This window comes from Limosilactobacillus kribbianus, from assembly GCF_026413145.1.
GTDB lineage: Bacteria > Bacillota > Bacilli > Lactobacillales > Lactobacillaceae > Limosilactobacillus > Limosilactobacillus kribbianus.
On the sequence record NZ_JAOVYZ010000018.1, the window covers coordinates 12,790 to 35,358 of the forward strand.

The following is a 22,569-nucleotide window of genomic DNA, read 5'->3' on the forward strand; positions in this document are numbered from 1 at the left end:
ATCAGAGCCTTTTAATATTCCTCGTATTCGTCCAAAAGATCCTGCATCTCGGCGTCGGTCGGGACCAGCACCAGGTAGCGGTGCAATTCGGCCAGCATTTCACTTGTCTTCCCCATTTCACGGTCAAAACCGATCAGCTCCTTTAGGAAGGTGGGATTATCCTGATAGTTGTTGGCCGCGGCATGATAGTACTTGTCAGCCAGTTCCACTTGGTCGGTCCGCTGGTAGGAACGGGCCAGGTTCCAGTAAACCTGAGGATCAACCTCGTCTTCCTTAATCAGGGGCGCCAGGAGCTTAATGTTGGCGCTGTCGTTGTGCTGGTGAAGGAGGAAGTTGCTGTACTGCAAGATAATCGTCAGGTTATCCGGATCCAGCTCGTGAGCGCGTTTCAGGTACTTTTCCATCAATTGCTGATCGCCCAGGTGACTGACGATTTCCGCTGCTTGAGAGTAGAGGCGTTCGTTATACTGGTCGACCCCGAGTCCCTCCTGAATCGCGCGCAGGGCCTGTGGATAATTGCGCTGGGCGGAATAGGCCTCTGCCAGCGCCGGGTAGGCAGAGGCGTACTGGTCATCATCGTGGATCAGGTCCCGCAAGGTTGTGATGGCGTCCTCGACCTGGCCGAGGTGAAGCTGGGTCAGACCAGTCTGAAAACGGATATCACTGGTCCGATACTCCGGCTTAACCTGCTGGAGGTAACCCAGGGCCTGCTTAAACTGGCCGCTTTGAGCATAGCACATTCCCAGTCGACCTGCGATGTCAACCTTGGCAAAGGCGGTGTAGCCGTTGCGGATTAGCTGGAAGTAGTAATCGATCGCTTCATCGAACCGGCCCACCAAGAAATAGAACTCGGCCAAGGCAAATTGAACGGCCGGTTCATCTGGAGCCAGCCCGGCGGCCTCCTTGAGTTTGGCTTCAGTAACCTCAAACTCACCCTCGGTCTGGTAGAGGTCGGCGGCTACTAACAGGGCCTCCAGGTAGGCCGGCGAGCCGGGCTTAACCTGGGCCAAGTAGGAAAGGGCCTCGTCGTTGTGGCCTTCGTCAATGGCAATCGTCGCCAGGTTTGTCCGCAGCTCGTTCTCATCCGGATAGCGCTCCAACAGTTTCAGGTAAACCCGCCGCGACTGACGCAAAAAGCCCAGGCCGTACAATTCTTCTCCCAGGCTAAAAAGCATCTCGTCGCTGTCGTGGTCAAGGGCTGCTCGGAAAGTGTGCCGGGCAGCATCCAGGTCGCCCTTTTGTAATTGATCAAGCATTTTTTCAGAATAGGTCACTAGTTTCGTCCCCCTGTGCGATGATATTTCGAATGTTAGGATAACAAAATTTGAGTCAAAAAGAAAACGAGAAGGATTAGTTCCCTTCTCGTTTTCTATCTTAAAGCTGTTAAAATTACTTAACAGCATCCTTTAAAGCTTTACCAGGCTTGAATGCTGGTACCTTGCTTGCAGGAATTTGGATTTCTTTCCCAGTTTGTGGGTTACGGCCCTTCCGTGCAGCACGTTGACGTACTTCGAAGTTACCGAAGCCGATCAGTTGAACCTTTTCACCCTTAGCTAAGGAAGCTTGGATTGAACTGAAGACAGCGTCAACAGCAGCCGTAGCGTCCTTCTTAGTCAGACCAGTTGCAGCAGCAACGTTGCTTACTAATTCTGCTTTGTTTGCCATTTGATTTCACCTCCCACATCAGCACCGGTCGCCCGGCACTCCTGGATGTTAATTTTGAGTGGTCCAAAATTAACGAAATAATTACGAGGAGTTCGTATCATTTCAATGTTAAGGTTAGCATAGTGAAACCCTACTGGCAAGCGCTTTTCGCAACTTTCACGGCAATTTTCATCATTTCTTAACAACAGGATTTCTTCCCCTATTGCCGGCGTCGTTTGATCAGGTGAATTGGTGTTCCAGAAAAGTCAAAGGCCGCCCGAATCTGATTCTCCAGGTAACGCTGGTAGGAGAAGTGCATCAATTCTGGATCATTAACAAAGATCACGAAGGTCGGCGGCTCGGTGGCTACCTGGGTACCATAATAAACCCGCAGTCGCTTGCCGTTCTGGGTTGGCGTTGGGTTGGCAGCGATCGCGTCCATCAAAACCGTGTTTAAGACTGAGGATTGGATCCGCCGCTTGTGGTGCTCATCAACGGCCTTGACCATTCCAGGCAGCTTATTTAAGCGCTGCTTGGTCTTAGCAGAGACGAAGATAATCGGCGCGTAATTCAGGTACTGGAATTCGGCCCGGATCAGGTTGGTAAAGTCGGTCATCGTCCGTTGATCGCGATCCTTGAGGGTATCCCACTTGTTAACGACAATGATGACCCCGCAGCCGGCCTCATGGGCATAACCGGCAATGTGCTTGTCGATCTCCCGAATGCCTTCCTCGGCGTTTAGGACCACACAGACTACATCACTGTCGTCAATGGCCCGCATCGCCCGCATCAGGGCATAGCGCTCGGTGTTCTCGTAGATCTTCCCCTTCTTGCGGATTCCGGCGGTGTCGACCATTGTGAACTCCTGGCCCGTCTCGTCCTTGAAGGTGGTGTTGATCGCGTCCCGAGTTGTCCCGGCAACGTTTGAAACAATCACCCGGTTCTGGCCCAAGATGGCGTTCACTAGTGATGATTTCCCGACGTTCGGTCGCCCAATGAAACTGAAGTGGATACTGGAATCATCGTCATTGGCCGCATTTTCTGGGAACTTCTTAATCACGGCATCGAGCAGATCCCCCATGCCAACCCCGTGGACACTGGAAACCGGATAGGGCTCGCCCAGTCCGAGGGAATAAAAGTCATAAATATCGGTGCGCCGTTCTGGATTATCGACCTTATTGACGGCCAAGACAACCGGCTTGTCGGAACGGTAGAGGATCCGAGCGACCTGTTCATCGGCGTCCGTCACCCCGTTTTCGATGTCAACGACCATGATGATGACGTCGGCCTCGTCGATCGCCACCTCCGCTTGCTGCCGAATCTGGGTCAAAAGTGGTTGGTCGGAAATTTCAATCCCCCCGGTATCGATCAGGTTAAAGTGTTTGCCCAACCATTCACCGTGGGAGTAGATCCGGTCCCGGGTAACCCCCGGTGTGTCTTCCACGATTGCGATTCGTTCGCCGGCAATGCGGTTAAACAGGGTCGACTTCCCAACGTTTGGCCGGCCCACTACTGCAACAACAGGATTTGCCATCCTTCTTCACCCCTTTTTACAAAATAAGAGGCTAGGAAGAAAACCATTCTTCCCAGCCTCCCTAAGATTTAACTTAAACGGAAATTAGTTCCGCAGGTTCTTCAATTGATCACCAATCAGATCACCCATTGAGAAACCACTTTCTTCTTCCGGTGCGTTGTTCATAACGTTCCGGTTGTTGTTCCGACGTGGACGACGACGGCCACCACGGTTGTCGTTGTCTTCACCCTTCGGACGTTCTTCCAGAGCCTTCATGGACAGGCCTAAGCGTTGCCGTTCTGGGTCAACGTTTAAGACCTTAACCTTGACTTCTTGACCTGGCTTCAGCACATCAGCTGGCGTAGCAATGTGCTTGTGGGAGATTTGGGAAATGTGAACCAAACCTTCAACACCAGGGAAAACTTCAACGAATGCACCGAAGCTCGTCAGGCGCTTAACAGTCCCAGTCAGAACTGAGCCAGCAGGAGCCTTTTCTTCGATGTCATCCCATGGTCCAGGCAGTGTCTGCTTGATGGACAGGGAAATCCGTTCACGGTCTGGGTCAACGTTTAAGACCTTGACCTTGACAGTTTGACCGGTCTTCAGAACATCAGAAGGCTTGTCAACGTGGTCGTAGGAAATTTCAGAAACGTGAACTAAGCCGTCAACACCGCCGAGGTCGATGAAGGCACCGAAGTTCGTCATCCGGGCAACCTTACCTTCAACAACGTCACCTGGTTGTAATTCAGCAAAGACCTTTTGAGCAGCTGCTTCGTGCTGAGCCTTAACGATTTCCTTGTGGGAAAGGATCAGACGGTTTTCGCTTAGTTCGATTTCGATGATCTTGAATTCAAGTTCTTGACCCTTGAATTGGTTCAGATCTTCAACGTAGTGATCAGTGATCATTGAAGCAGGGACGAAACCACGTACTCCGGCATCAACAACTAAACCACCCTTAACTGCCTGGGTAACCTTGGCAGTGATGGTTTCACCATCATCGAACTTCTTTTGAATGTCATCCCAGACCTTCCGGGCTTCAAGACGACGGTGAGAAAGTAAGTAACTACCATTTTCCTTATCGTTACCAATCTTAGAGATGACAACTAAGTCTAATTCGTCACCTACTTTAACTGCATCATTGATGTCTTCAACTGGCTTGGTTGATAATTCCTTAGCAGGGACGACACCTTCAACCCCTGCATCTTCAATACCAACGATAGCTTGGCGATCGTCATCGATTGCCAATACCTTACCCTTAACAACATCGCCCACCTTAACGGTCTTGATGCTGTCAAGCGCCTTTAACATATCGTTGTTCTTTTCATTGTTTTCAGCCATTAAAAAAAATCCTCCTTGCAACAATCAACTCTAGAAACTATTCTACTAGAAAACTTTTCGCATTTCCAGTCTTTACTACAATTGTTCCTGAGTTTTTTTAATTATTTCGCTAATTGCGTCCACAACCTCGTCGATTGAGAGTTTGGTCGTGTCCAGCCGGGTGGCGTCGGGTGCCTGGGTCAGCGGGGAGACCTTCCGGGTTGAATCCTTTTGATCCCGCAATTCAATCTCTTTTTGCAGGTCTTCCAGTGAAGCCGTGGCAATCCCCTTTTCCTTGTTTTCAACATAGCGGCGCCGGGCCCGCTCATGAGCCGTTGCCACCATGAAGATTTTGACGGGAGCGTTCGGCAGAACCGTTGTCCCGATGTCCCGGCCGTCCATTACAATCCCACCATTCGCAGCAATCTGCCGCTGCTGATTGGTCATCTCCGCGCGGACCGCTGGAATAGCCGCCACGGCAGAAACGTTATTGTCGATCTGGGCCGTCCGAATGTCTTGGGTCACCTCATCATCGTTTAGGAAAACCCGCTGTTCCGGTTCGCCCGGCTGAAAGCCGATCTTGATCTGCTTAGCCAGTTCGGCAATTTTGTCCGCCTGGTCCATCGTCAACCCGGCCCGCAAAGCTGCCAGGGTCACCACCCGGTACATTGCCCCGGTATCACAATAAACATAGTTGAATCGTTTAGCGACTAACTTCGCCACCGTACTCTTGCCGGCCGATGCGGGACCATCGATGGCTACTTGAATTCCCTTTGTCATTTTTTCCTCCTACTTCACTCGTAATTGCTGGCCAGGGTGAATTGTTGATCTGACCGTCATATTATTTAGTCGTGCTAGTTCCTGCGGCGTCAAGCCATTGCGTGCTGCCACCTTGTCAATACCCTCACCGCGTTGAACAGTTACGTAGCCGGAACGCGCACTGGTCGTCCGGGTGCTGCTCATGCTGGTCGAATACGTCCTGGCAGTGCTGCTGCTTGAAACGGTGGCCTGACTTTGACTGCTGGCAACGCTGGTCGAACTGCTTAGCGAACTGCTCGTTATAGTTGAACTGGCGTGTCGCTGCTTTTTAGCTGAGGTCTGGGAACGTTGTTTTTTTTTACTACTCACCGATTTGGACGCTGCCCGTTGCTCCGTCCGGACGGGGTGATTAAACGATTGGCGATTGTTGACCCAATAGATGACCGGGGCAGCCGCCAGGATAATGATGAGGACAATCAGGACCGTCGTGATCATCGAGTTATGTGAGCGCTGGCGCCGGTGCTCCGTCCGCGACAAGTGCCCCTCGCTGTCGAGGTCTTCGTTGTCATCAAAGGTCTTATCCCAGAGCTCATCACGCTCACGCCGGGATTCTTCACGGTGTTCACTCATTTAGCACAACCCTCCTTTACCTAAAAACTTATCTTTACGATTGTAGCGCACGAATTTACCCTTTGTCTAGCCAGGATTTAACATTCAGCAGTTCCCTCAGGCGGGCTTGCCAGTCCAGGCCCGGTCCTTTTGCCGGTGCTGGCGACGCTGGCATTGGCAAGTGACGCTCCCAATCCGGCTGATCAAGATCACAGCACGCGTCTTGGCCGGGGGCCGCCTCTTCGCCAAAATAATTGAGCAAGTAACTGCGCCGGCACCGATCAAGGCCGACGTAATCCAGCATTTTCTGCAGGTTAAAGGCAAGCTGGTGCTGGCGATGGTGGAAGGCTCGCAAAATCTGACGGGGTGAGTAGCCCTGTTTCAAATAGAAGGCAAATAATTCTTTTTGTTCCCCCAGGACGGCCGGCTGTAGTTTCCCCTGCTGCACCTGAGTGAGGAGCGCCTCACTCGGCAAATCAATCGTCGTCAGTTGACTCTGCAGCCCCTCATCCCCCGGCGCATAAAGGAGAACGGCCACGCTCTGCTGACCATCCCGGCCGGCCCGGCCAATCTCCTGCATATAGGAGGCGAGATTGGCCGGCAGGTGGTAGTGGATGATGTACCGCAGGTCGGTTTTATCGACCCCCATGCCAAAAGCACTAGTGGCGCAGATCAATTGCAGCTGATTAGCCATAAACTGTTGTTGAATGTTAAAACGCTCCAGGGCTGCCATCCCGGCATGGTAGGGAGCCACTGCCAGACCGGTTTCTTGGGCCAGCATGATTGCCTGCTGGGTCGCCAATTTACGGCTGGCAAAATAGATGATCCCCGGTCCGGGCAGGGTCTTTACCAGGTGCACCAATTCCGCCTGCTTGGCGTCAGCATCTTCAACCCGGTTAACCGCCAAGAAGATGTTGGGCCGATTGACCGACCGAATTACCTGCCGGACATGGTCAAAATCAAGGCCAAGCTTCTTGATAATATCCTGTCGCACCTGGGGAGTGGCGGTCGCCGTCAGCATCAAGGTGACCACCCCGCTTAACTGGACGCGAAGCTGTTTTAACAGTAGGTACTCCGGGCGAAAGTCAGGTCCCCACTGTGAGATACAGTGAGCTTCGTCAACCACCAACAGACTTGGCCGAACTCGCCGCAAGGCTTGAAGTACCTGCGAATTAGTCAGCATTTCCGGAGAGGCAAAGATAAAGCGGTACTGGTCCAATGAATTCAGTACCTCCCGGCGATCACGTCCCTGGAGCTGGCCAGTCAGCATGATCACCCGCCGTTCCCCTTGCTGGCGCAAGCGGTCAACCTGATCCTGCATCAAAGAGATCAGGGGTGAGACGATCACCACCCCGCTCGGCAGCAAATAGGCCGGCAATTGATAAAGGAGGGATTTCCCCGCCCCAGTTGGTAAAATTGTCAGCGTATCGTGGCCGGATAAAAGAGCGGTGATCGTTTCCAACTGCCCATCCCGAAAGTCCTGGTAGCCAAAACGCTGGTGCAGTACCTGGTAGATTTGGTCAGTTTTGATCATTGTTTTCCCACCCCCGTTTAATTTGAAACAAGCGATACTCAAAAAAGGCCGCACCCTCGTCCTGGGCATCCGCTTGGAAGTGCCAATCGGCAACATTGTCTCCCGGATATTGCCGGGCTAGGGCCGCTTCCTTCTCTGCCGGCAACAATTGGTTCCAATTGAGCCGGTCCGGGCACAAAATCGCCACTTCCAGCAGATGTTCACGTATCGTGCTTAATTTTAGATGCCGCCGGCGGGCAATCAGCTCCAGGGGCTGACCGCTCTGGTAGTAGCGCAGGGTATTCTCTGCGCTCCGGGAAAGCGGCCCGGATGCCAGTAAAGGTTCCAAAAGGTCGTGCAGGGGTCCGTTCGTGTGGCTGCTATAAGCCGCAATTCCCAGGTGCAGATCGTGAATCAGAACCGGAGTATCCGCCGGCGCAAGTTTGAGCGTCGTCGTCAACTGGTCAGTCGTCAAAGCCGGCAGGTGATGTCCCACCATCGTTAGTGTCATAGCCGCCGCCAGTCGCGGGTCGGCACTAGCCAACCCAGTGCCGAGCTGTTTCAGATCGTCGTAAACAGCTTTGACCAAATTATCGCGGCGTGCATGCTCGTAACGGAACCACTGCTTGACGGCCATCAGGTGTCGGTAGGAGACGTTTACCGGGGCGTAGCGTGAATTGTGGTAGGCCAGTTCGGCTACCACCTGCATCCCCAGGGTAAACCGCTGGGTGAGCTGGTTGGTGTTGGCCAGCCAATACCAGTCCAGAAAGGTTGGCTGGTAAAGCAGTGCTTCCTGGGCGGCCACTCCGGCAGACGTCAGTTCGGCAGTCTGCTCGTCTAGTTTGATGAGTCCCGCGTCTGCTAAGGCGGTCAAGGCAGCATCATAGTCGGCCCGTGTCAGCCCCCGTGCGGCACCCAGCCAAGGCAAAAGGTGATATTGCTGTCCCCAGAAGAGATTAGCCACGGTCCGCCGGCTGGTCAGTAGATTCTCGACCACCCGAATCCGCCGCGGTTGCTGGTAAGCAAAAAAACGTAAAAAATAATTATTCATTGCCAAAACCTCACTAATGATTCTCTCACTATAATAAGACGGCAAAAATTCAATTTCGCACGAAAAAAAAGATTGTTCGCCCCAATTTGGCAAACAATCCCGACTTGATTATTCAAAACGGTGGGCCGCCAGCCAATTTTGCATCCGGGACGCGATGATGGCGAAAACAATCGTCACCAGCAACCCCTTAATGATGTTAAATGGCAAGACGCCGACTGCCACCAGTTGGGAAACCGGCAGCGTCGATTTCCAGTTCCAAACGGCCATGTACAGTGGCGTCAGTACCCAGAGATTGAGCAGCGACATGACAACGGTCAAGACCAGGGTCGCGCTCACGATTCCGACTGCCAGCTGCTTTTTGGTTGACCACTGGGTCTTTTTCCAAATCAGACTGAAGGGTAACAGGAGGGCCAGCGAGGAGATAAAATCGCTCAAAATCCCAATTAATTCGCCGACCGAAAAACCATTGACCATCCCGTGAATCAAACATTTCAAAAGGGCAATCAGCACCCCGCCCAGCGGACCATACATGTAGCCGCCCAGCAGGACTGGAACATCGGAAAAGTCAATCTTGAGATAGGACGCCACCGGAATCACCGGAAATTCAAAAAGCATCAGGATAAAAGCCAGGGCGCTCAGGCAAGCGATCCCGACCAGGCGCTGAATTCTTAAGTGCGATGCAGTCATGATTTAACAACCTCCATTGAGATTGCCTTCACTGGCCCCAACTAATAAAGCGCTACCAACACAATGTCAGTAGCGCCTAAACGATTAGGGTTAATGTACGTAGAAAATCTTCTATATACCAGACTATACTGTCGGCTCCAGAATTCAACTGGATCAACCACCACGGTGGGTTGCGGGCTTGTACCGCCGGTCGGGAATTGCACCCCGCCTTGAAGACAATTTTTCTAAAAATTTTACAATTTTAGTATACTAAGGCCGCCTGACCCTGTCAAACATTAGCCTTGGGTCTGCCGCTTCAGCTTGGTAACCTCTTCCGGCCGCAGCTCCCGGAATTCACCGGATTGCAGGCCTTGGAGGTTGAGAAAGCCATAGGTCTCCCGATGCAACTTGATCACCGGGTGCCCCACTGCCTCTAGCATCCGCTTCACCTGGTGATAGCGGCCCTCGTGGATTGTGAGCTGCACCAGGCTGGTCTGCTTGTGACGATCAGTTTCCTTCAGACGAGTTTTGGCCGGCTTGGTCTTGTGTCCGTCGATCCTCACGCCCAGTCGCAGGCGCTTCAAGTCATCGTTGGTGACAATTCCCTTTACCTTAGCAACGTAGGTCTTGGCCACCTCAAACTTCGGGTGCATCAGCCGGTTGGCCAGGTCTCCGTCGTTGGTCAACAAAAGGATCCCAGTCGTGTCATAATCCAGACGGCCAACCGGGTAGATCCGCTCGGTAACCTCCTCATCTTCATGGAGCAGGTCGACAACCGTCTTCCGTCCCTTCTCGTCGTGGGCGCTGGAGATGACCCCCCGCGGCTTATTGAGCAGGTAGTAAACGTGCTGCTCCCGGTGAATCGGCACCCCATCCACCTGAACGTCATCGCGGCGACCAACCTTGGTCCCCAGAGTCGTAACCGTCTGGCCGTTGACCTGGACATGGCCGGTTTGAATCAGCTTCTCCGAGGCCCGCCGGGAGGCAACACCGGCCTCAGCCATTACCTTTTGTAGTCTTTCCATCAGTTATTATCCCTCTTCCGTGATTGAAATGCGTTTAAGAACAGATCACCATTCAAATCGGCCGCGTCCAGGTCCGCCTCATCCGGCAGCGGTGGCAGGTCGGCCAGGCTGGTCAGGCCAAAATAGTCCAAAAAAGCCTCAGTGGTGACGTAACGAAACGGTCGGCCCGGGGCGTCCAGGCGACCATGGGTGTCCACTAGCCCCCGTGCCATCAGTTTTTGGAGTGAACCCGAGCTCTGAACTCCCCGGATGTCGTCGATTTCCAGGCGGGTAATCGGCTGGCGGTAGGCGATGATCGCCAGCACCTCCAGCAGTGCCCGGGTCAGCGGGGTGGTCAGCGGAACTTCAAAGTAGTGCTTAATCACCGGCGCCAGCACCTGCTTGGTGGCCAGGCGGTAGGTTTGGCCGCTGTGCAGGAGGACGAGGGCGCTCTCCGGGTCAGTTTCGTAGCGTTTGGCTAGCTGCTCCAGCATGGCAGTAACCGCCGGCTTCATAAACCCGGTAATTCGCGCCAGATCCCCGACAGTAATACCCTCATCCCCGCTGACAAACAGCAGGCCCTCAATCTGGGCGATGCTCGTTGGTTCGGTACTCTTCACTCTTGATTCCCTCCGTTAAAATAATTGGGGCAAACAGGCCGGCTTGATCAATGTGGATGGCCTGGTGCTTGGCTAGTTCCAGGATCGCCAGAAAGGTCGTGACCAGCTGGTCCTTAGTCGGAGCGCTGTCCAGGAGATCCACAAACCTGGTCGGAGCAGCCTGAACCTTCTTCAAGACGGCCGTCATTTCTTCAGCCACGCTGACTTTTTCGGCCGCGACGGTTTCAACAACCGGCCGATTATAACGGTGGCGCCGCAAGACCTGATTGAAAGCCGCCTGCAACTGGTCCAAGGTCACACCGGGGGCCACCTTATTCGTCACCATCCCCGCGGGTACCCGCATGGCCGGGCGGGTATATTCCTGTTGGCGAATTCCCTCCTTGTCCTTCAGATGGTCGGCCGCTTTTTGATAACGCTGGTACTCCAGGAGTTGGTCGACCAACTCCTGCCGTGGGTCGGCCGGTGGTTCTTCGTGCTCCTCTTCTAATGCCGGTGCCTGGGGAAGCAGCAGCTGGCTCTTGATCCGCATCAAGGTCGCTGCCATCACGAAGTACTCCCCGGCAATTTCCAGTCGGTTGGCCTTCATCTGGTGGAGGTAGTCCATGTACTGACTGGTGATCGTCGCAATCTTAATATCGTAAATATCCATCTTGGCTTCGCGGATCAGGTGAAGGAGCAGGTCGAGTGGGCCCTCAAACGAACCCAATTTTAGCGTTGGCTGGACGGCCCGCTTCAATGCCGGTTCTTCATTATTCATTAGCCTTCCCCCAAGCGGTAATTAGTGGTTGCGTCGCCATGGTTCCCATCAAGCGGTGACCCGGGTATTCGTCTCGAATAGCGGTCAAAAGAGCGTAGACATTGCGCCCGGAACGTTCACTCGGCGTAAAGGAGAGCCAGCGTATTAGAACATAATCGTCCCCAACGTCCAGAATTGCCACGGCGATAAAGTGGTTATCCTCCTGATCCTTCCAGAGATAGACGACCCGCCCCTCTTGCAGGGCCCAGTCCAATTCATCCCGAAAGCGGTGGTTATCCCGCAACTCGGGAATCAGTGAGAGCAGCCCCAGGGCAATTTTTTGATAATCTTTTCGATAGCGTACTAACATTGCTGCATCCTCCTATGCACGGGGGTGGTACTTGTCGTAGGTCGCCGCCAGCTGCTGTGGGGTCACCTTCAGGTAGGGCCGCAGCATTCGCAATTCGGTATAGCCCAGCATCTCCTGGACAACCTGCCCGCTGGCGCCCTGCGACAGAAGCTGAACGGCCAGCGAATAGCGAAAGGTCTGCGGGGTGACGTTCTTGCTAATTCCAGCATTGCGGACCCATTCTTTGAAGTTCTTCCAAACGCCCTGCCGAGTCAAGGGCCGCCCGTGGGCGTTTAAAAAGACAACCGTGGGCGCTGGCTCGCGAACCAAATACGGCCGGACCTCATCCAGGTAACGGCGCAGCCAGGCAACGGCGGGCCGGCTCAATGGCACCATCCGCTCGTGCTGGTCATTGCCCTGCAGCTGGACAAAGCGGACATCCAGGTGGAGGGCCGTCATTGGCAGGGTCACCAATTCGTTGACCCGCATCCCGGTGGCGTCCAGCACCTCCAAGATGGCCCGGTCGCGGATCCCCAGTGCCGTCGTCGTGTCCGGCACGGCCAGGAGTTGCTCGACCTCTTCTTCAGTCAGAAGAACCGGTGGTGTACTGCTCGGGTGAGCGGGCTGGTGATCAATGGTCTCCATCGGGTTGACCTGCAACCGGCCTTGGCGAATCAAGAACTTAAACAGTTGCCGCAAGCTCGAGATCAGCCGATTGATCGTCGCCGTCGACCGGCCCTGATCGCGTTCAGTCGCCAGCAGATTCAAGACGGCGTACCGGTCCACAGCTGTCCATTCTCTAATCCCCTGCTCTTCAAAATAGCGGGCTGCCTTACCTAGATCACGCTGGTAAGAGGCCAATGTATTTTGTGACAGACCGCGTGAATCCCGTAGGTAGTTCACCAGAGCCCCAATTTCGTCCTGCATTATTGCGCGTCCTGCTTGAGGAGAATCAGCTGGCCATCCTCTTCCTTGACCAGGCCGGCCTTGAGCAGGTGGCCAACCGCCCGCTTGAATTGGCCCTTGCTGATGCCAAAGGCGGCCCGGATTGCCGCCGGTGACGACTTGTCCGTGTAAGGCAGGCGGTGGTTGCGATCATGTTCAAGCATTGCCATCAGCATCTGGGCATCCTCGCCGATCGCCTGGTAGGCCCGCGGCTTGAGGGAGAGATTCAGACTATTGTGTGACGAGATACCAATCACCCGGGCACGGACCCGCTGGCCTAAGCGCGGTTCCTGATCCCGTTCGCTAGGGTGGATAAAACCGAGGTGGTAGTCCGCCGTCAGCACGTGGGTCCCGTTCAACTTCAGGCGGTAGACGATCGCTTCCGTATCATGATTTTGCAAGCGTGGTGACGGTGCCAAGGCGATCGCATTGAAGATTGCGTCATCGGCCAGTTGACCCCAGATCCGGTCCTTGTCGTCAACCTTGAGGGCAATCATTAATTTGTCGCCGGGTTGCGGCCAAAGATGCTTTAATTCCGGCAGATCATCTAAAGAAACCACGATGTCCTTGTTGGGAAGTCCGATGTCGACGAAGACGCCGAGGTCCCGCCGAACGGCCACCACCGTCCCAAAACCATAGTGATCCACCTGGACCGTTGGAATGTGCTGGCAGGTCATCTGCAGCTGATGATCCTCATTTTCGTAGACAAAGCCCCGGACCTGGCCCCCAATGTGAAGAATCTGGGGACTTTCATCCTTGGGCAGGCGGTATGTCTGTCCGTTGCGGTCGGGCTGAACGAAGTAGTAGTCCTCATTTTCATCCACCATGACCGCTGATACAACTTTTCCTAATGCAGAGTTCATATTTTCAACCCCATTTATTTGCTAGTGATATTCTAGAACCATTTTACACGGCTCGCCCGACTTTGACCAGCGCCCCGCGCGCTACAAAAAAAGAGCGCGGCAACTGTCGCACTCTTTTCAATTTAGTTGGATTAACGATTAAGCAATCGTCATAACCCGCATCAGGTTGGTCGTTCCTGGTACACCAACTGGAACACCGGCCAGAACGATGATCTTGTCACCCTTCTTAGCAAAGCCCAATTCAACTGCCTTTTCAGCAGCCAGGTCGAACATCTTATCGGTGTCGGTAGCTTCGTTAACAACGTAAGGTTGAACACCCCAGTTGATCATCAGGCCCCGTTCTACCCGCTCGTTTGGAGTCAGGGCAACGATGTCGGCGTTTGGACGGTACTTAGAAATCATCTTAGCAGTGTAGCCTGAAGCAGTGTAGGCAACAATAGTGTGGATGTCTAAGTCCTTAGCAGCAGTGGCAACGGCAGAACCGATCGTTTCGGTAACGTCGGACTTGTCCCAATCAAAGGTTTCAGTACCGAATTCCCAGAGGTGCTTTTCAGCCTTGATGTCGATGGCGTTCATCATGGCAACGGATTCTACTGGGTAGTCACCGTTGGCACTTTCACCAGACAGCATGGTTGCGTCAGTACCGTCAAAGACGGCGTTGGCAACGTCAGAAACTTCGGCACGGGTTGGCCGTGGGTTTTCTTGCATGGAGTCCAGCATCTGAGTAGCAGTGATAACTGGCTTGCCAAGTTCGTTGCACCGCTTGATCATGTGCTTCTGAACGATTGGCACATTTTCAGCAGGAATTTCAACACCCATGTCACCACGAGGAACCATCAGACCATCGGCAACGTCGATGATTTCTTCAAAGTTGTCGATCCCTTCTTGAGATTCGATCTTTGGGAAGATTTGAACGTCTTCCATGTTCTTTTCCTTGAGCAGTTCACGAATGTCAAGCACATCCTGGGCCTTCCGAACGAAGGAAGCGGAGATGTAGTTGATCTTGTTGTCCAGACCGAAGCGAATGTCGGAGCTGTCCTTTTCAGTGATCCCAGGCAGGTTGATGGAAACGCCAGGAGCGTTAACACCCTTCCGGGAACCAAGAATACCGTGGTTCAGCACGTGGCAAACCAGTTCATGGTGTTCTTCATCCTTTTCGTCGATCAGCATGTCGATCAGACCATCGTCAAACAGAACGTGGCCACCAACATGAGTATCGTCGTACAGGCCTGGGTAGGTAACAGCGATCTTGTCATGGGTACCTTCTAATGAAGCATCCATGGAAATGCGAACCTTGTCGCCAATGTTGAATTCGATCTTGCCTTCCTTTTCAACAGTCGTCCGAATTTCGGCACCCTTGGTATCAAGCATGAGACCAACGTGCTTGCCGGTGATTTCTTCGGCCTTCTTAACGTTTTGCATCCGGCCCAGGTGTTCTGGGTGGTCACCGTGTGAGAAGTTGAAACGGAAAATGTTTGCTCCTGCTTGGATCAACTTAACGATCGTGTCAACATCAGTACTTGCAGGACCAAGAGTACTTACAATCTTGGTTTTCTTCATAAATGAATCTCTCCTTTACATTTATGCATCAACTGCGGTCTGCCAATTGCATCCCTCATTTGCACACTTGTATAATAGCACTTTTCAAAATGGGTGTCGCCCATTTTTGTTCATAAATTCTCAAGAAAACGCTGCCAACTTGAATTTGTTATTTTTTCTTAGAATCCTCTAATTTTTCAGCGGTTGCAGGACGACATTTTCCGCCCCGAAGAGCTCCTCGAGTGCTGCCTTAGTCGCCGCTTGATTGTCCAGCCACTTGCGACGGTGCTGGAGATGGCGGGCCTTGGTCTGTGGATAGTAAAGAAGAACCGGGGTGTTCCCGTGGTGGACGGCCATCAGCTCATTTAACTGGGTCATCGTCTCCCGGGTGGCTTTTTCTGGATAGACGCGGATCACCCAACGCTGGTTTGGCAGGAGTTCCTGCTGGAGCTTGGCGGCGGACTGGAGCCGTGAAGCAATCAGCTGGGTTCCCCGCCCTTCCCGAACCTCAACTCGGCCGGCGATTGCCAGCACCTGGTTATCTTCTAAAAGGTTGGCAAAGCGCTGGTACTGTTTGGGAAAGACGGTCACGTCTAAAGTCCCGGTCTGATCTGAGCCGGACAAGAAGGCCATTGGCCGGTGATCCCGCTTGGTATGGACGGTCTTGACGTGGTTGATAAAAAGCAGGAGGTTGACATTTTGCCCCGGTTGAAGCTGGCTAACCGTCCGAGCACCGATCCGCTGGCCCAGGCGCTGAAACTGGCTAACCGGGTGACCGGAGAGGTAGACGCCCAGGTACTCGTTTTCCTTGAGCAGCCGGGTGGTCAGCGGGTACTCTTGGCACCGTTCAATCGACGACTGCAGGCTAGGATCATCCTGGAAGCTGCTCAGCAACTGGTCAATTCCCGAGAGCAGGTCCGGCAAGGCGTTGATCATCTCGGCCCGGTTGTAGCCCAACTGGTCTAAGGCTCCTGAATAAATCAGCGGCTCAATTAGTTCCGCCTTGCGCCAACGCTGCGGCAAGCGGTTGACGAAGTCGCGAAAGTCTGTGAAGGGTCCGTGGGTCGCCTGTTCCGCTTTCAAGTCGTCAATAAAGTCGCGCCGGACCCCTTTGATGTCGGCCAGGCCAAAGTAAACTTGTCCCTGGTCCAGGGTAAAATCGGCCCCGCTGATGTTGATTCGCGGCCCGTTGATCTTGACCCCGAGCTTGCGTGCATTTTCAACGTGCTGACGGAGTTTGGTCAGGTTACTTTCGGCGCTCATCAGGGCGGTATAAAAGGCGGTCGGGTAATGGCACTTCAGATAGGCGAGCTGAAAGGCCAGCATCGAATAGGCGACCGCGTGGGACCGGTTGAAACCGTAATTGGCAAACTGGTCGATATAGTTGAAGACCTGGGCGGCCCGTTCTTCGGTAAAGCCGTTGGCGACGGCGCCCTGCATGAACTTGGCCCGCATATTTTCCATCACGGTCCCGATCTTCTTGCTCATTGCCCGCCGCAACAGGTCGGCCTCGCCCAAGGTGAAGCCGGCCATGGCAACGGCCACCTGCATGACCTGTTCCTGGTAAACCAAGACACCATAGGTCGGACCCAGGATCCCCTGCAGGGCGGCATCTGGGATCTGGTACTGCTCCTGCCCGTGCTTGCGGGCGATGAAGTGGCTGATGTTTTCCAGCGGGCCCGGCCGGTAGAGGGCGTTGACAGCAATGATGTCCTCAAAGCGATCCGGGTGAAGACTGACGAGGACGTTGCGGATCCCGCTCGATTCAAACTGGAAAACGCCGTCTGTCATCCCCCGCTGGAAAAGCTGGAGGGTGGCCGGGTCCTCATAGGAAATCTGGCGAAGGTCAAAGTCTGGGTGCTCTTGGTGAACCAGCTCGAGGGTGTGGGCCAGAATCGATAGGTTCTTCAGCCCCAGGAAGTCCATCTTCAACAGCCCGAGCGCCTCGACGGTTCCCTTGGTAAACTGGGTCATCAAAAGTCCTTCCCCACCGTCCTGAAGGGGCACAATCTCGTGCAGCGGCTGCTCGGACAGGACAACTCCGGCCGCGTGGGTCGAGTAGTGACGCGGCAGGCCCTCCAGCTGCCGGGCCACCGTCATCAACAGCTGGGCCTGCTGATGGTCATCCAAGAAGTTGCGGAGGCGCTGGGAATCCTGGAGGGCGCTGGCCAGCGTCAGATTATGGCTGTTGGGTAAAGTCCCCATCAGCGTGTTGACGTCGTACTTGGGCCAGTTAAAGACCCGGCTGACGTCCCGCAGCACCTGCTTGGCCCCCAAGGTCCCAAAGGTGATGATCTGGGCGACGTGCTGGTGGCCATATTTCTGGTGGACATATTCGAGAACCTCATCCCGGCGGTTGTCGGGAATGTCCAGGTCGATGTCGGGCATCTGGGCCCGCTCCGGGTTTAAGAATCGTTCAAAGAGCAGGTGGTACTCCAGCGGGTCTACCTCGGTGATCGCCAGGGCGTAGGCGACCAGCGAACCAGCCGCCGATCCCCGACCCGGATCGGTGGCGATATGGGAGCGGTGAGCAAAGTTCATGACGTCCCAGACGATCAGGAAATAATCGTCGAAACCCATCTGGTGAATCACGGCCAGCTCGTGGTCCAGGCGCTTGTGATAGTCTGCGGTCGTAAAGCCCGCCGCCAGCGGACGCTTGGCCAGCCCCGCTTCACAAAGCTGGCGCAGGTAAGCGGCCGAATCCGTCTGGGCGGGGGTCGCAAAGTGCGGCAGCACCGGCGCCTTGAAGGTCAGTTCCACCCGACATTCGGCAGCCACCCGGTCGGCCTGGGCCACGGCGTCCACTAGCCCCACCGCCCGGTATTCCTGCTGGGCCTGTTGGGCCGTCCGCAAATAGTGGCGTCCCTCGGTATGCGCAAGCGCCGTCACGTTGTCCAGACTGGTGCCGGCCCCGATCGCCTGGAGAACGCTGCCGGCAAACTGGTCGCCGGGGTCAAGATACTCGACCGGTCGACTGGCAACCAGGGGCAGGCCGGCCCGCTGGCTAAAGGCGGTTAGGGTCTGCCGGGTCACGGCATCAAGCTCCGGGTTGATCCCCACCAGCAGGCTGGCCGGGTCAACGGCCCCTTGCAAGGTCGCAATCACTGGATCATTTTGGGCAATTACGGAGAGCAGACTGGTTTCGGGCAGGGCAATTACGAAGAGACCGCCGAGTAAGTCGGCAACCGCGTCTACTGTCAGCGGGAGTTCCTTGGCGGCGGTGGTCTGGTGGCGGGTCGATAGGTCCATCAGGTGCTGGTAGCCACGTTGGTTCTTGGCAATCAGGTTTAAAGCCAAGGTGTTACCATCGGCCGCATTGAGGGCTAAATGCATTTTCATCCCCAAGAGCGGTTTGAGTTTGGCCTTGCGGGCGGCGTTATAAAAATCAACGGCCCCGTAAAGGACGTTTTCATCGGTCAGTGCCAGCGACTGGTAACCCCGTTGCTTGGCCGCGGCAACCAGGTCCGCAATTCGCGTGGGACTTTTCAAAAGACTAAAACAAGTTTGCACATCAAGTGGCGTCACAATCGCGTCCTCCCTTCATTTCCATTCGATTATACCAAATTTCGCTGCCTCACTGCCCTGAAACACTCATCTGACTTTGCCCCTTCCCCATCGCGGATTAATTGTGCTAAAATAAGGTAGTTAAAGAGGGGATGACTTAACATGAACTTTTTATCACGGAACATCGTGGCCGCTTTTTGGGCTCTGATTCTCGGTGAAGTGTTAGCTTACATCACCAGTCAGCTCGAAGGCATGACGCCCGACTACACGATGGTCGGGATCCTCGCCGTTGTCTTCTGCCTGATCTCCGTTAACGCGATCAATGCAATCACTGGCAGCGCTGACCCAGCAAAGGACAAGGCTGAAGAAAAGTAAGCAATTCAACTTAAACAAATAAAAAACGTGCATCGAACTTTCGGTGCACGTTTTTTATTTACTTGTTTTCCTCAACGTTGAGCCGGTTAATCTCCAGCAAGGTGTCGAGGGCCTTCTCCATCGTCTGCAGGGAAACATACTCGAAGCGGCTGTGCATGTTCTCCCCACCGGCGAAGAGATTTGGTGTCGGCAGGCCCATGTAGGAAATGGTTGAGCCATCCGTACCACCCCGGACCGGGTAGATATCCGGCTTGATCCCCAGGTTTTCCATGGCGTGCTTGGCGATCTCTACGACGTCCATGTGATCCTTCAAGGCGTCCTTTAAGTTGTAGTACTGGTCGTAGAGCTTCATCTGGATCCGGTCGCTGCCGAGCTCATCGTTCAATCCGGCGACGATTCGTTCAAGCAGGTGCTTGCGTTCTTCGAAGATCTGCTTGTCGTGGTCCCGGATCAGGTAAACCATCGAGGCGTGGTCAACGGTCCCGTTGAACTTGTAGAGGTGGTAGAAGCCCTGTCGACCGTCAGTCCGTTCCGCCCGGTCGTGAGTTGGCAGACTATCGTGGAGGTCGATGGCGACCTGGATGGCATTGACCATTGTTCCCTTGGCCACCCCGGTATGGACGTCGTTCCCTGCAATCTCGATTTCGGCTTGGGCGGCGTTGAAGGTCTCGTACTCAAGCTCACCCAGCGGACCACCGTCGACGGTGTAGGCAAAATCGGCGCCAAAGTCCTGGACGTCAAAGTGGTCGGCACCGGTCCCGATTTCCTCGTCGGGGCCCAGACCGATCTGGATCTGGCCGTGCTTGATCTCAGGGTGCTTCATCAAATAATCGGCCATCGTTACGATCTCGGCCACCCCGGACTTGTCATCGGCACCCAGCAGCGTGGAGCCGTCGGTCGTGATCAGGGTATTGCCGGCGTACTTTTGAAGGGACGGAAAGGCATCCACGGTCAGCTTATATTGACCATTCTGATCCAGTTGGATGTCTGAATGACCGTCGTAGTTCTCAACAATCTGCGGGTTGACGTTGTGGGCGTTGAAGTCCGCCGTGTCAATGTGGGCAATCAGGCCCAGTACCGGGACTGCATAGTCCAGGTTGGACGGAATCGTCGCCATCAAATAGGAGCTCTGCTGGTTAATGTGGACATTTTCCAGGCCAATCTGCTTCAATTCGTCCGCCAAGTCATTTAAGAAGGCCGTTTCCTTGGGATCGGACGGAATCGTCGTCGATGCCGGGTTGGAACGCGTCTCCACTTTCACGTACTTCAAAAAGCGTGGCAGTAAACCCTCATATTTTTCTGTTGTCATTTTAAATTTCCTCCTCTTCAGCTTTATAAAATCAATCCTGCGCGGTGACAAAGGTGAACGGGTCGGTATTGATGCGATTCTCGATCAGGTCGAAGTCCCAACCGTATTCGTTCTGCCAGCCCCGGATCAGTTCCGCCAGGCCGTGTTCACTTACCGCCTCGATGTGGTGGCCGGGATCCACGACGGTCAGGTGGTTAGCGATCATATCATGGGCAAAGTGGTAGCTGACGTCGCCGGTAACGTAGGCGTCGGCGCCCAGTTTTACCGCCCGGTCGTAAAAGTCCTGCCCGGCGCCGCCCAGGACGGCCACCCGGTGAATCTGCCGCTCGCCGTCGGTAGGATTCGTGATCAGGCGCAGCCCGGGTACTTTAAAGATCCGCATGCAGTAGCGAGCAAAGGCGGCCGCATTCATTGAACCGGCAAAGTCACCAATCCGGCCCATTCCGACCGGTTCACCCGAAACCGGGTCCGTGCCAGCTGGTACCAGGGGCTGGCAATTAGTCAGTCCCAATTGCTTGGCCAGCCAGTCGTTCATCCCGCCGTTGGCCGTATCAAGGTTGGTATGGGCTGCGTAAACCGTGATCTGGTGAGCCAGCAGCTGAGCGTACATCGCGTTCTGCGGGTTGCGGGTGTCCAGGTCGCGGGCTGGGTGAAACATGACCGGGTGATGGGCAAAGATGAAGTCCACCTGGTTGTCAATCGCCTCCTGCACGATCTCCGGGCGCACGTCTAAAGTCGTCATCAGGCGCTTGATCTGTCGGTCCGGATTGCCGACCTGGAGGCCAACGTGGTCCCAGCTTTCGGCCAGGGCCGGGCTGGCAAACTTTTCAAAACGTTCAATTAGTTCATTCCCCGTGGTCATTATCCAGGGCCTCCTTTACCATTGCCAATTCTGCTTTTAATTCATTGATCCGCGCGACGGGCACTTTCTTGGCCCCCGCCATCTGGTGCAGCACCGCGGTCTGGCGTTGACAATATTCCTGCCACTTGGCCGCAAAGACCGGCCCCTTCTTCTCCAAGAGGAGCGGGCCAAAGGTCAACTCGTAGTCACTGTACCGGAAGGGCACGACGGATGGCTCGGCCACGATAATCTCGTAGATATGGTCGTCCTCTGCGACAATCCGCTCGGCCATGATCTGGTAATGGTGATCCATCAGCCAGCACCGCAGTCGGTACTCACCGACGTTAGGCTGGAGGATGAGGCGGATCACACCGGCAAGCTTGGTCACGCCCTCATCCAAGATCTTGGCAATCAGGGCCCCCCCCATGCCGGCCACGACCACCGTGTCAATTTTGTCGGCGGGCGCAATCGCCGCCAGGCCGTCCGCCAGCCGAGGCTTGATCACCGCATCCAGGCCGTGATTCTTGATCTCGTGGACCGCGTTTTCGTACGGTCCCCGAACTACCTCGCCGGCCACGGCATAGCTGATTTTCTTCTCCAGGGCCAGGGCCGCCGGTAGGTAGGCGTGGTCGGAGCCGATGTCCGCCATTCGCGCGCCGTCCGGAACGAAGCTCGCCACGGTGGCGAGGCGTCGCGATAAGTGTTTCTCGTCCAAATTAACATCCCTCTTTATTGCTTAATTAACTTAAGTATACCAAAAAAGAGGCTGGGAATTAACCTCAATATCATTAAGTTAAGCTATTGACATTTGGGATACCAAAAGAGTGAGCCTTTATTTACACAATTTGTGTGAATGAAGGCTCACTCTTTGCTTTAAACAGCGTTGCTTTTTAAAATTAAATAGGAGAAAGTGTTTAGCTCTCTCCTACCACACATATCAAGGATTTAGCTGTAACAGTCCCATAACAGTAAGGAGTGTGTCACAATGTTAAACCCTACTAATATCTTAAATGTTTTGGATCAAATTATCAATGAAACAGTTAGTCATATTCATGATTACACTAATTCTTCGCGAGCTTTCATTCGAAAAAGAAAATTAACAGCCAGTACAACGATCAAAACAATCCTTAATATGCGTGGTAATAGTCTTAGCGCTGAGTTATTCGATGCTTTCCCTGATATTGATAATCAGGTTTCAGTTTCTGCTTTTGAGCAACAAAAAGATAAACTGAAACCGGATTGTTTTAAGCATATCTTCCATCAACTCAACCAACGAATCAACAATGAATATTTATTAGATCAACACTATCATCTATTAGCAATTGACGGCTCTGATTTTAACCTTCCGTGGAATCCTGCTTCAAAATATGTTTGTGACTTTTCCAAGAACAAGCCCTACTGTCAAATGCATG

Annotated in this window: 21 protein-coding genes, 1 pseudogene and 1 riboswitch; of the genes and pseudogenes, 2 read left to right on the plus strand and 20 right to left on the minus strand. The window is 54.0% G+C overall.

What is annotated here, in order from left to right:
• Positions 1–11: 11 nt before the first annotated feature.
• The 17 genes from OCT58_RS05325 to dnaE all read right to left on the minus strand — a co-directional run bounded on the left by OCT58_RS05325 (position 12) and on the right by dnaE (position 18,653).
• Positions 12–1,274, minus strand: a complete 1,263-nt coding sequence (locus OCT58_RS05325) for a tetratricopeptide repeat protein (RefSeq protein ID WP_267201850.1) — start codon at positions 1,272–1,274, stop codon at positions 12–14.
• A 115-nt stretch (positions 1,275–1,389) separates the two neighbouring features.
• A complete protein-coding gene (locus OCT58_RS05330) occupies positions 1,390–1,665 on the minus strand; it encodes an HU family DNA-binding protein (RefSeq protein ID WP_057808260.1) in 276 nt (91 codons plus the stop codon).
• Positions 1,666–1,864: 199 nt separating this feature from the next.
• Entirely contained in the window at positions 1,865–3,178 is a 1,314-nt protein-coding gene (der, locus tag OCT58_RS05335; protein WP_267201851.1) for a ribosome biogenesis GTPase Der, read from the minus strand.
• A gap of 84 nt (positions 3,179–3,262) precedes the next feature.
• Positions 3,263–4,495 carry a 30S ribosomal protein S1 gene (rpsA, locus tag OCT58_RS05340; protein WP_267201852.1) on the minus strand — a complete coding sequence of 411 codons (1,233 nt, stop codon included), beginning with the start codon at positions 4,493–4,495 and terminating at the stop codon, positions 3,263–3,265.
• A gap of 75 nt (positions 4,496–4,570) precedes the next feature.
• Positions 4,571–5,254, minus strand: coding sequence for a (d)CMP kinase (gene cmk / locus OCT58_RS05345; protein ID WP_267201853.1), 684 nt, complete (start codon positions 5,252–5,254; stop codon positions 4,571–4,573).
• Positions 5,255–5,263: 9 nt separating this feature from the next.
• Positions 5,264–5,863 (minus strand): LysM peptidoglycan-binding domain-containing protein, encoded by a 600-nt coding sequence (locus OCT58_RS05350; protein ID WP_267201854.1) that lies wholly within the window; start codon positions 5,861–5,863, stop codon positions 5,264–5,266.
• 55 nt (positions 5,864–5,918) lie between these two features.
• Entirely contained in the window at positions 5,919–7,376 is a 1,458-nt protein-coding gene (locus OCT58_RS05355) for a RecQ family ATP-dependent DNA helicase (protein WP_267201855.1), read from the minus strand.
• The gene (locus tag OCT58_RS05360; RefSeq protein ID WP_267201856.1) at positions 7,363–8,406 is read right to left on the minus strand and encodes a helix-turn-helix domain-containing protein; all 1,044 of its coding nucleotides are present in this window, start codon (positions 8,404–8,406) and stop codon (positions 7,363–7,365) included. Before OCT58_RS05360 ends, OCT58_RS05355 begins: the two co-directional genes overlap by 14 nt.
• 108 nt (positions 8,407–8,514) lie before the next feature.
• Entirely contained in the window at positions 8,515–9,093 is a 579-nt protein-coding gene (locus tag OCT58_RS05365; RefSeq protein WP_267201857.1) for an ECF transporter S component, read from the minus strand.
• A gap of 102 nt (positions 9,094–9,195) precedes the next feature.
• Positions 9,196–9,314: riboswitch (FMN riboswitch) on the minus strand.
• A gap of 54 nt (positions 9,315–9,368) precedes the next feature.
• Positions 9,369–10,097, minus strand: coding sequence for a pseudouridine synthase (locus OCT58_RS05370; protein ID WP_267201858.1), 729 nt, complete (start codon positions 10,095–10,097; stop codon positions 9,369–9,371).
• Positions 10,097–10,696 carry an SMC-Scp complex subunit ScpB gene (gene scpB, locus OCT58_RS05375; protein WP_267201859.1) on the minus strand — a complete coding sequence of 200 codons (600 nt, stop codon included), beginning with the start codon at positions 10,694–10,696 and terminating at the stop codon, positions 10,097–10,099. The genes OCT58_RS05370 and scpB overlap by 1 nt, the downstream gene beginning before the upstream one ends.
• Positions 10,659–11,453: a segregation and condensation protein A gene (locus OCT58_RS05380; protein ID WP_267201860.1), complete on the minus strand. Its 795-nt coding sequence runs from the start codon at positions 11,451–11,453 to the stop codon at positions 10,659–10,661. The genes scpB and OCT58_RS05380 overlap by 38 nt, the downstream gene beginning before the upstream one ends.
• Entirely contained in the window at positions 11,446–11,802 is a 357-nt protein-coding gene (locus tag OCT58_RS05385) for a reductase (protein ID WP_267201861.1), read from the minus strand. The genes OCT58_RS05380 and OCT58_RS05385 overlap by 8 nt, the downstream gene beginning before the upstream one ends.
• A gap of 12 nt (positions 11,803–11,814) precedes the next feature.
• Positions 11,815–12,708: a tyrosine-type recombinase/integrase gene (locus OCT58_RS05390; RefSeq protein WP_267201862.1), complete on the minus strand. Its 894-nt coding sequence runs from the start codon at positions 12,706–12,708 to the stop codon at positions 11,815–11,817.
• Complete coding sequence (locus tag OCT58_RS05395; RefSeq protein WP_267201863.1) at positions 12,708–13,589, minus strand: CvfB family protein; 882 nt, start codon at positions 13,587–13,589, stop codon at positions 12,708–12,710. Before OCT58_RS05395 ends, OCT58_RS05390 begins: the two co-directional genes overlap by 1 nt.
• 138 nt (positions 13,590–13,727) lie before the next feature.
• The gene (gene pyk / locus OCT58_RS05400; RefSeq protein ID WP_267201864.1) at positions 13,728–15,149 is read right to left on the minus strand and encodes a pyruvate kinase; all 1,422 of its coding nucleotides are present in this window, start codon (positions 15,147–15,149) and stop codon (positions 13,728–13,730) included.
• 168 nt (positions 15,150–15,317) lie between these two features.
• Positions 15,318–18,653, minus strand: a complete 3,336-nt coding sequence (gene dnaE / locus OCT58_RS05405; protein WP_267201865.1) for a DNA polymerase III subunit alpha — start codon at positions 18,651–18,653, stop codon at positions 15,318–15,320.
• A gap of 141 nt (positions 18,654–18,794) precedes the next feature.
• On the opposite strand from dnaE, the gene OCT58_RS05410 reads away from it, so the two are divergent.
• A complete protein-coding gene (locus tag OCT58_RS05410) occupies positions 18,795–19,007 on the plus strand; it encodes a YjzD family protein (RefSeq protein ID WP_267201866.1) in 213 nt (70 codons plus the stop codon).
• A 58-nt stretch (positions 19,008–19,065) separates the two neighbouring features.
• On the opposite strand, the gene pepT is transcribed toward OCT58_RS05410, so the two are convergent.
• From pepT to OCT58_RS05425, 3 genes are read right to left on the minus strand one after another with little or no spacing between them, the layout of a single operon-like run.
• Entirely contained in the window at positions 19,066–20,316 is a 1,251-nt protein-coding gene (pepT, locus tag OCT58_RS05415) for a peptidase T (RefSeq protein WP_267201867.1), read from the minus strand.
• A gap of 31 nt (positions 20,317–20,347) precedes the next feature.
• Entirely contained in the window at positions 20,348–21,178 is an 831-nt protein-coding gene (locus tag OCT58_RS05420; protein WP_267201868.1) for a Nif3-like dinuclear metal center hexameric protein, read from the minus strand.
• Positions 21,162–21,872, minus strand: coding sequence for a tRNA (adenine(22)-N(1))-methyltransferase (locus OCT58_RS05425; RefSeq protein WP_267201869.1), 711 nt, complete (start codon positions 21,870–21,872; stop codon positions 21,162–21,164). The genes OCT58_RS05420 and OCT58_RS05425 overlap by 17 nt, the downstream gene beginning before the upstream one ends.
• A gap of 270 nt (positions 21,873–22,142) precedes the next feature.
• Between OCT58_RS05425 and OCT58_RS05430 the strand changes: the two are divergent.
• A pseudogene (locus OCT58_RS05430) lies at positions 22,143–22,569 on the plus strand (IS4 family transposase); the annotation flags it as partial.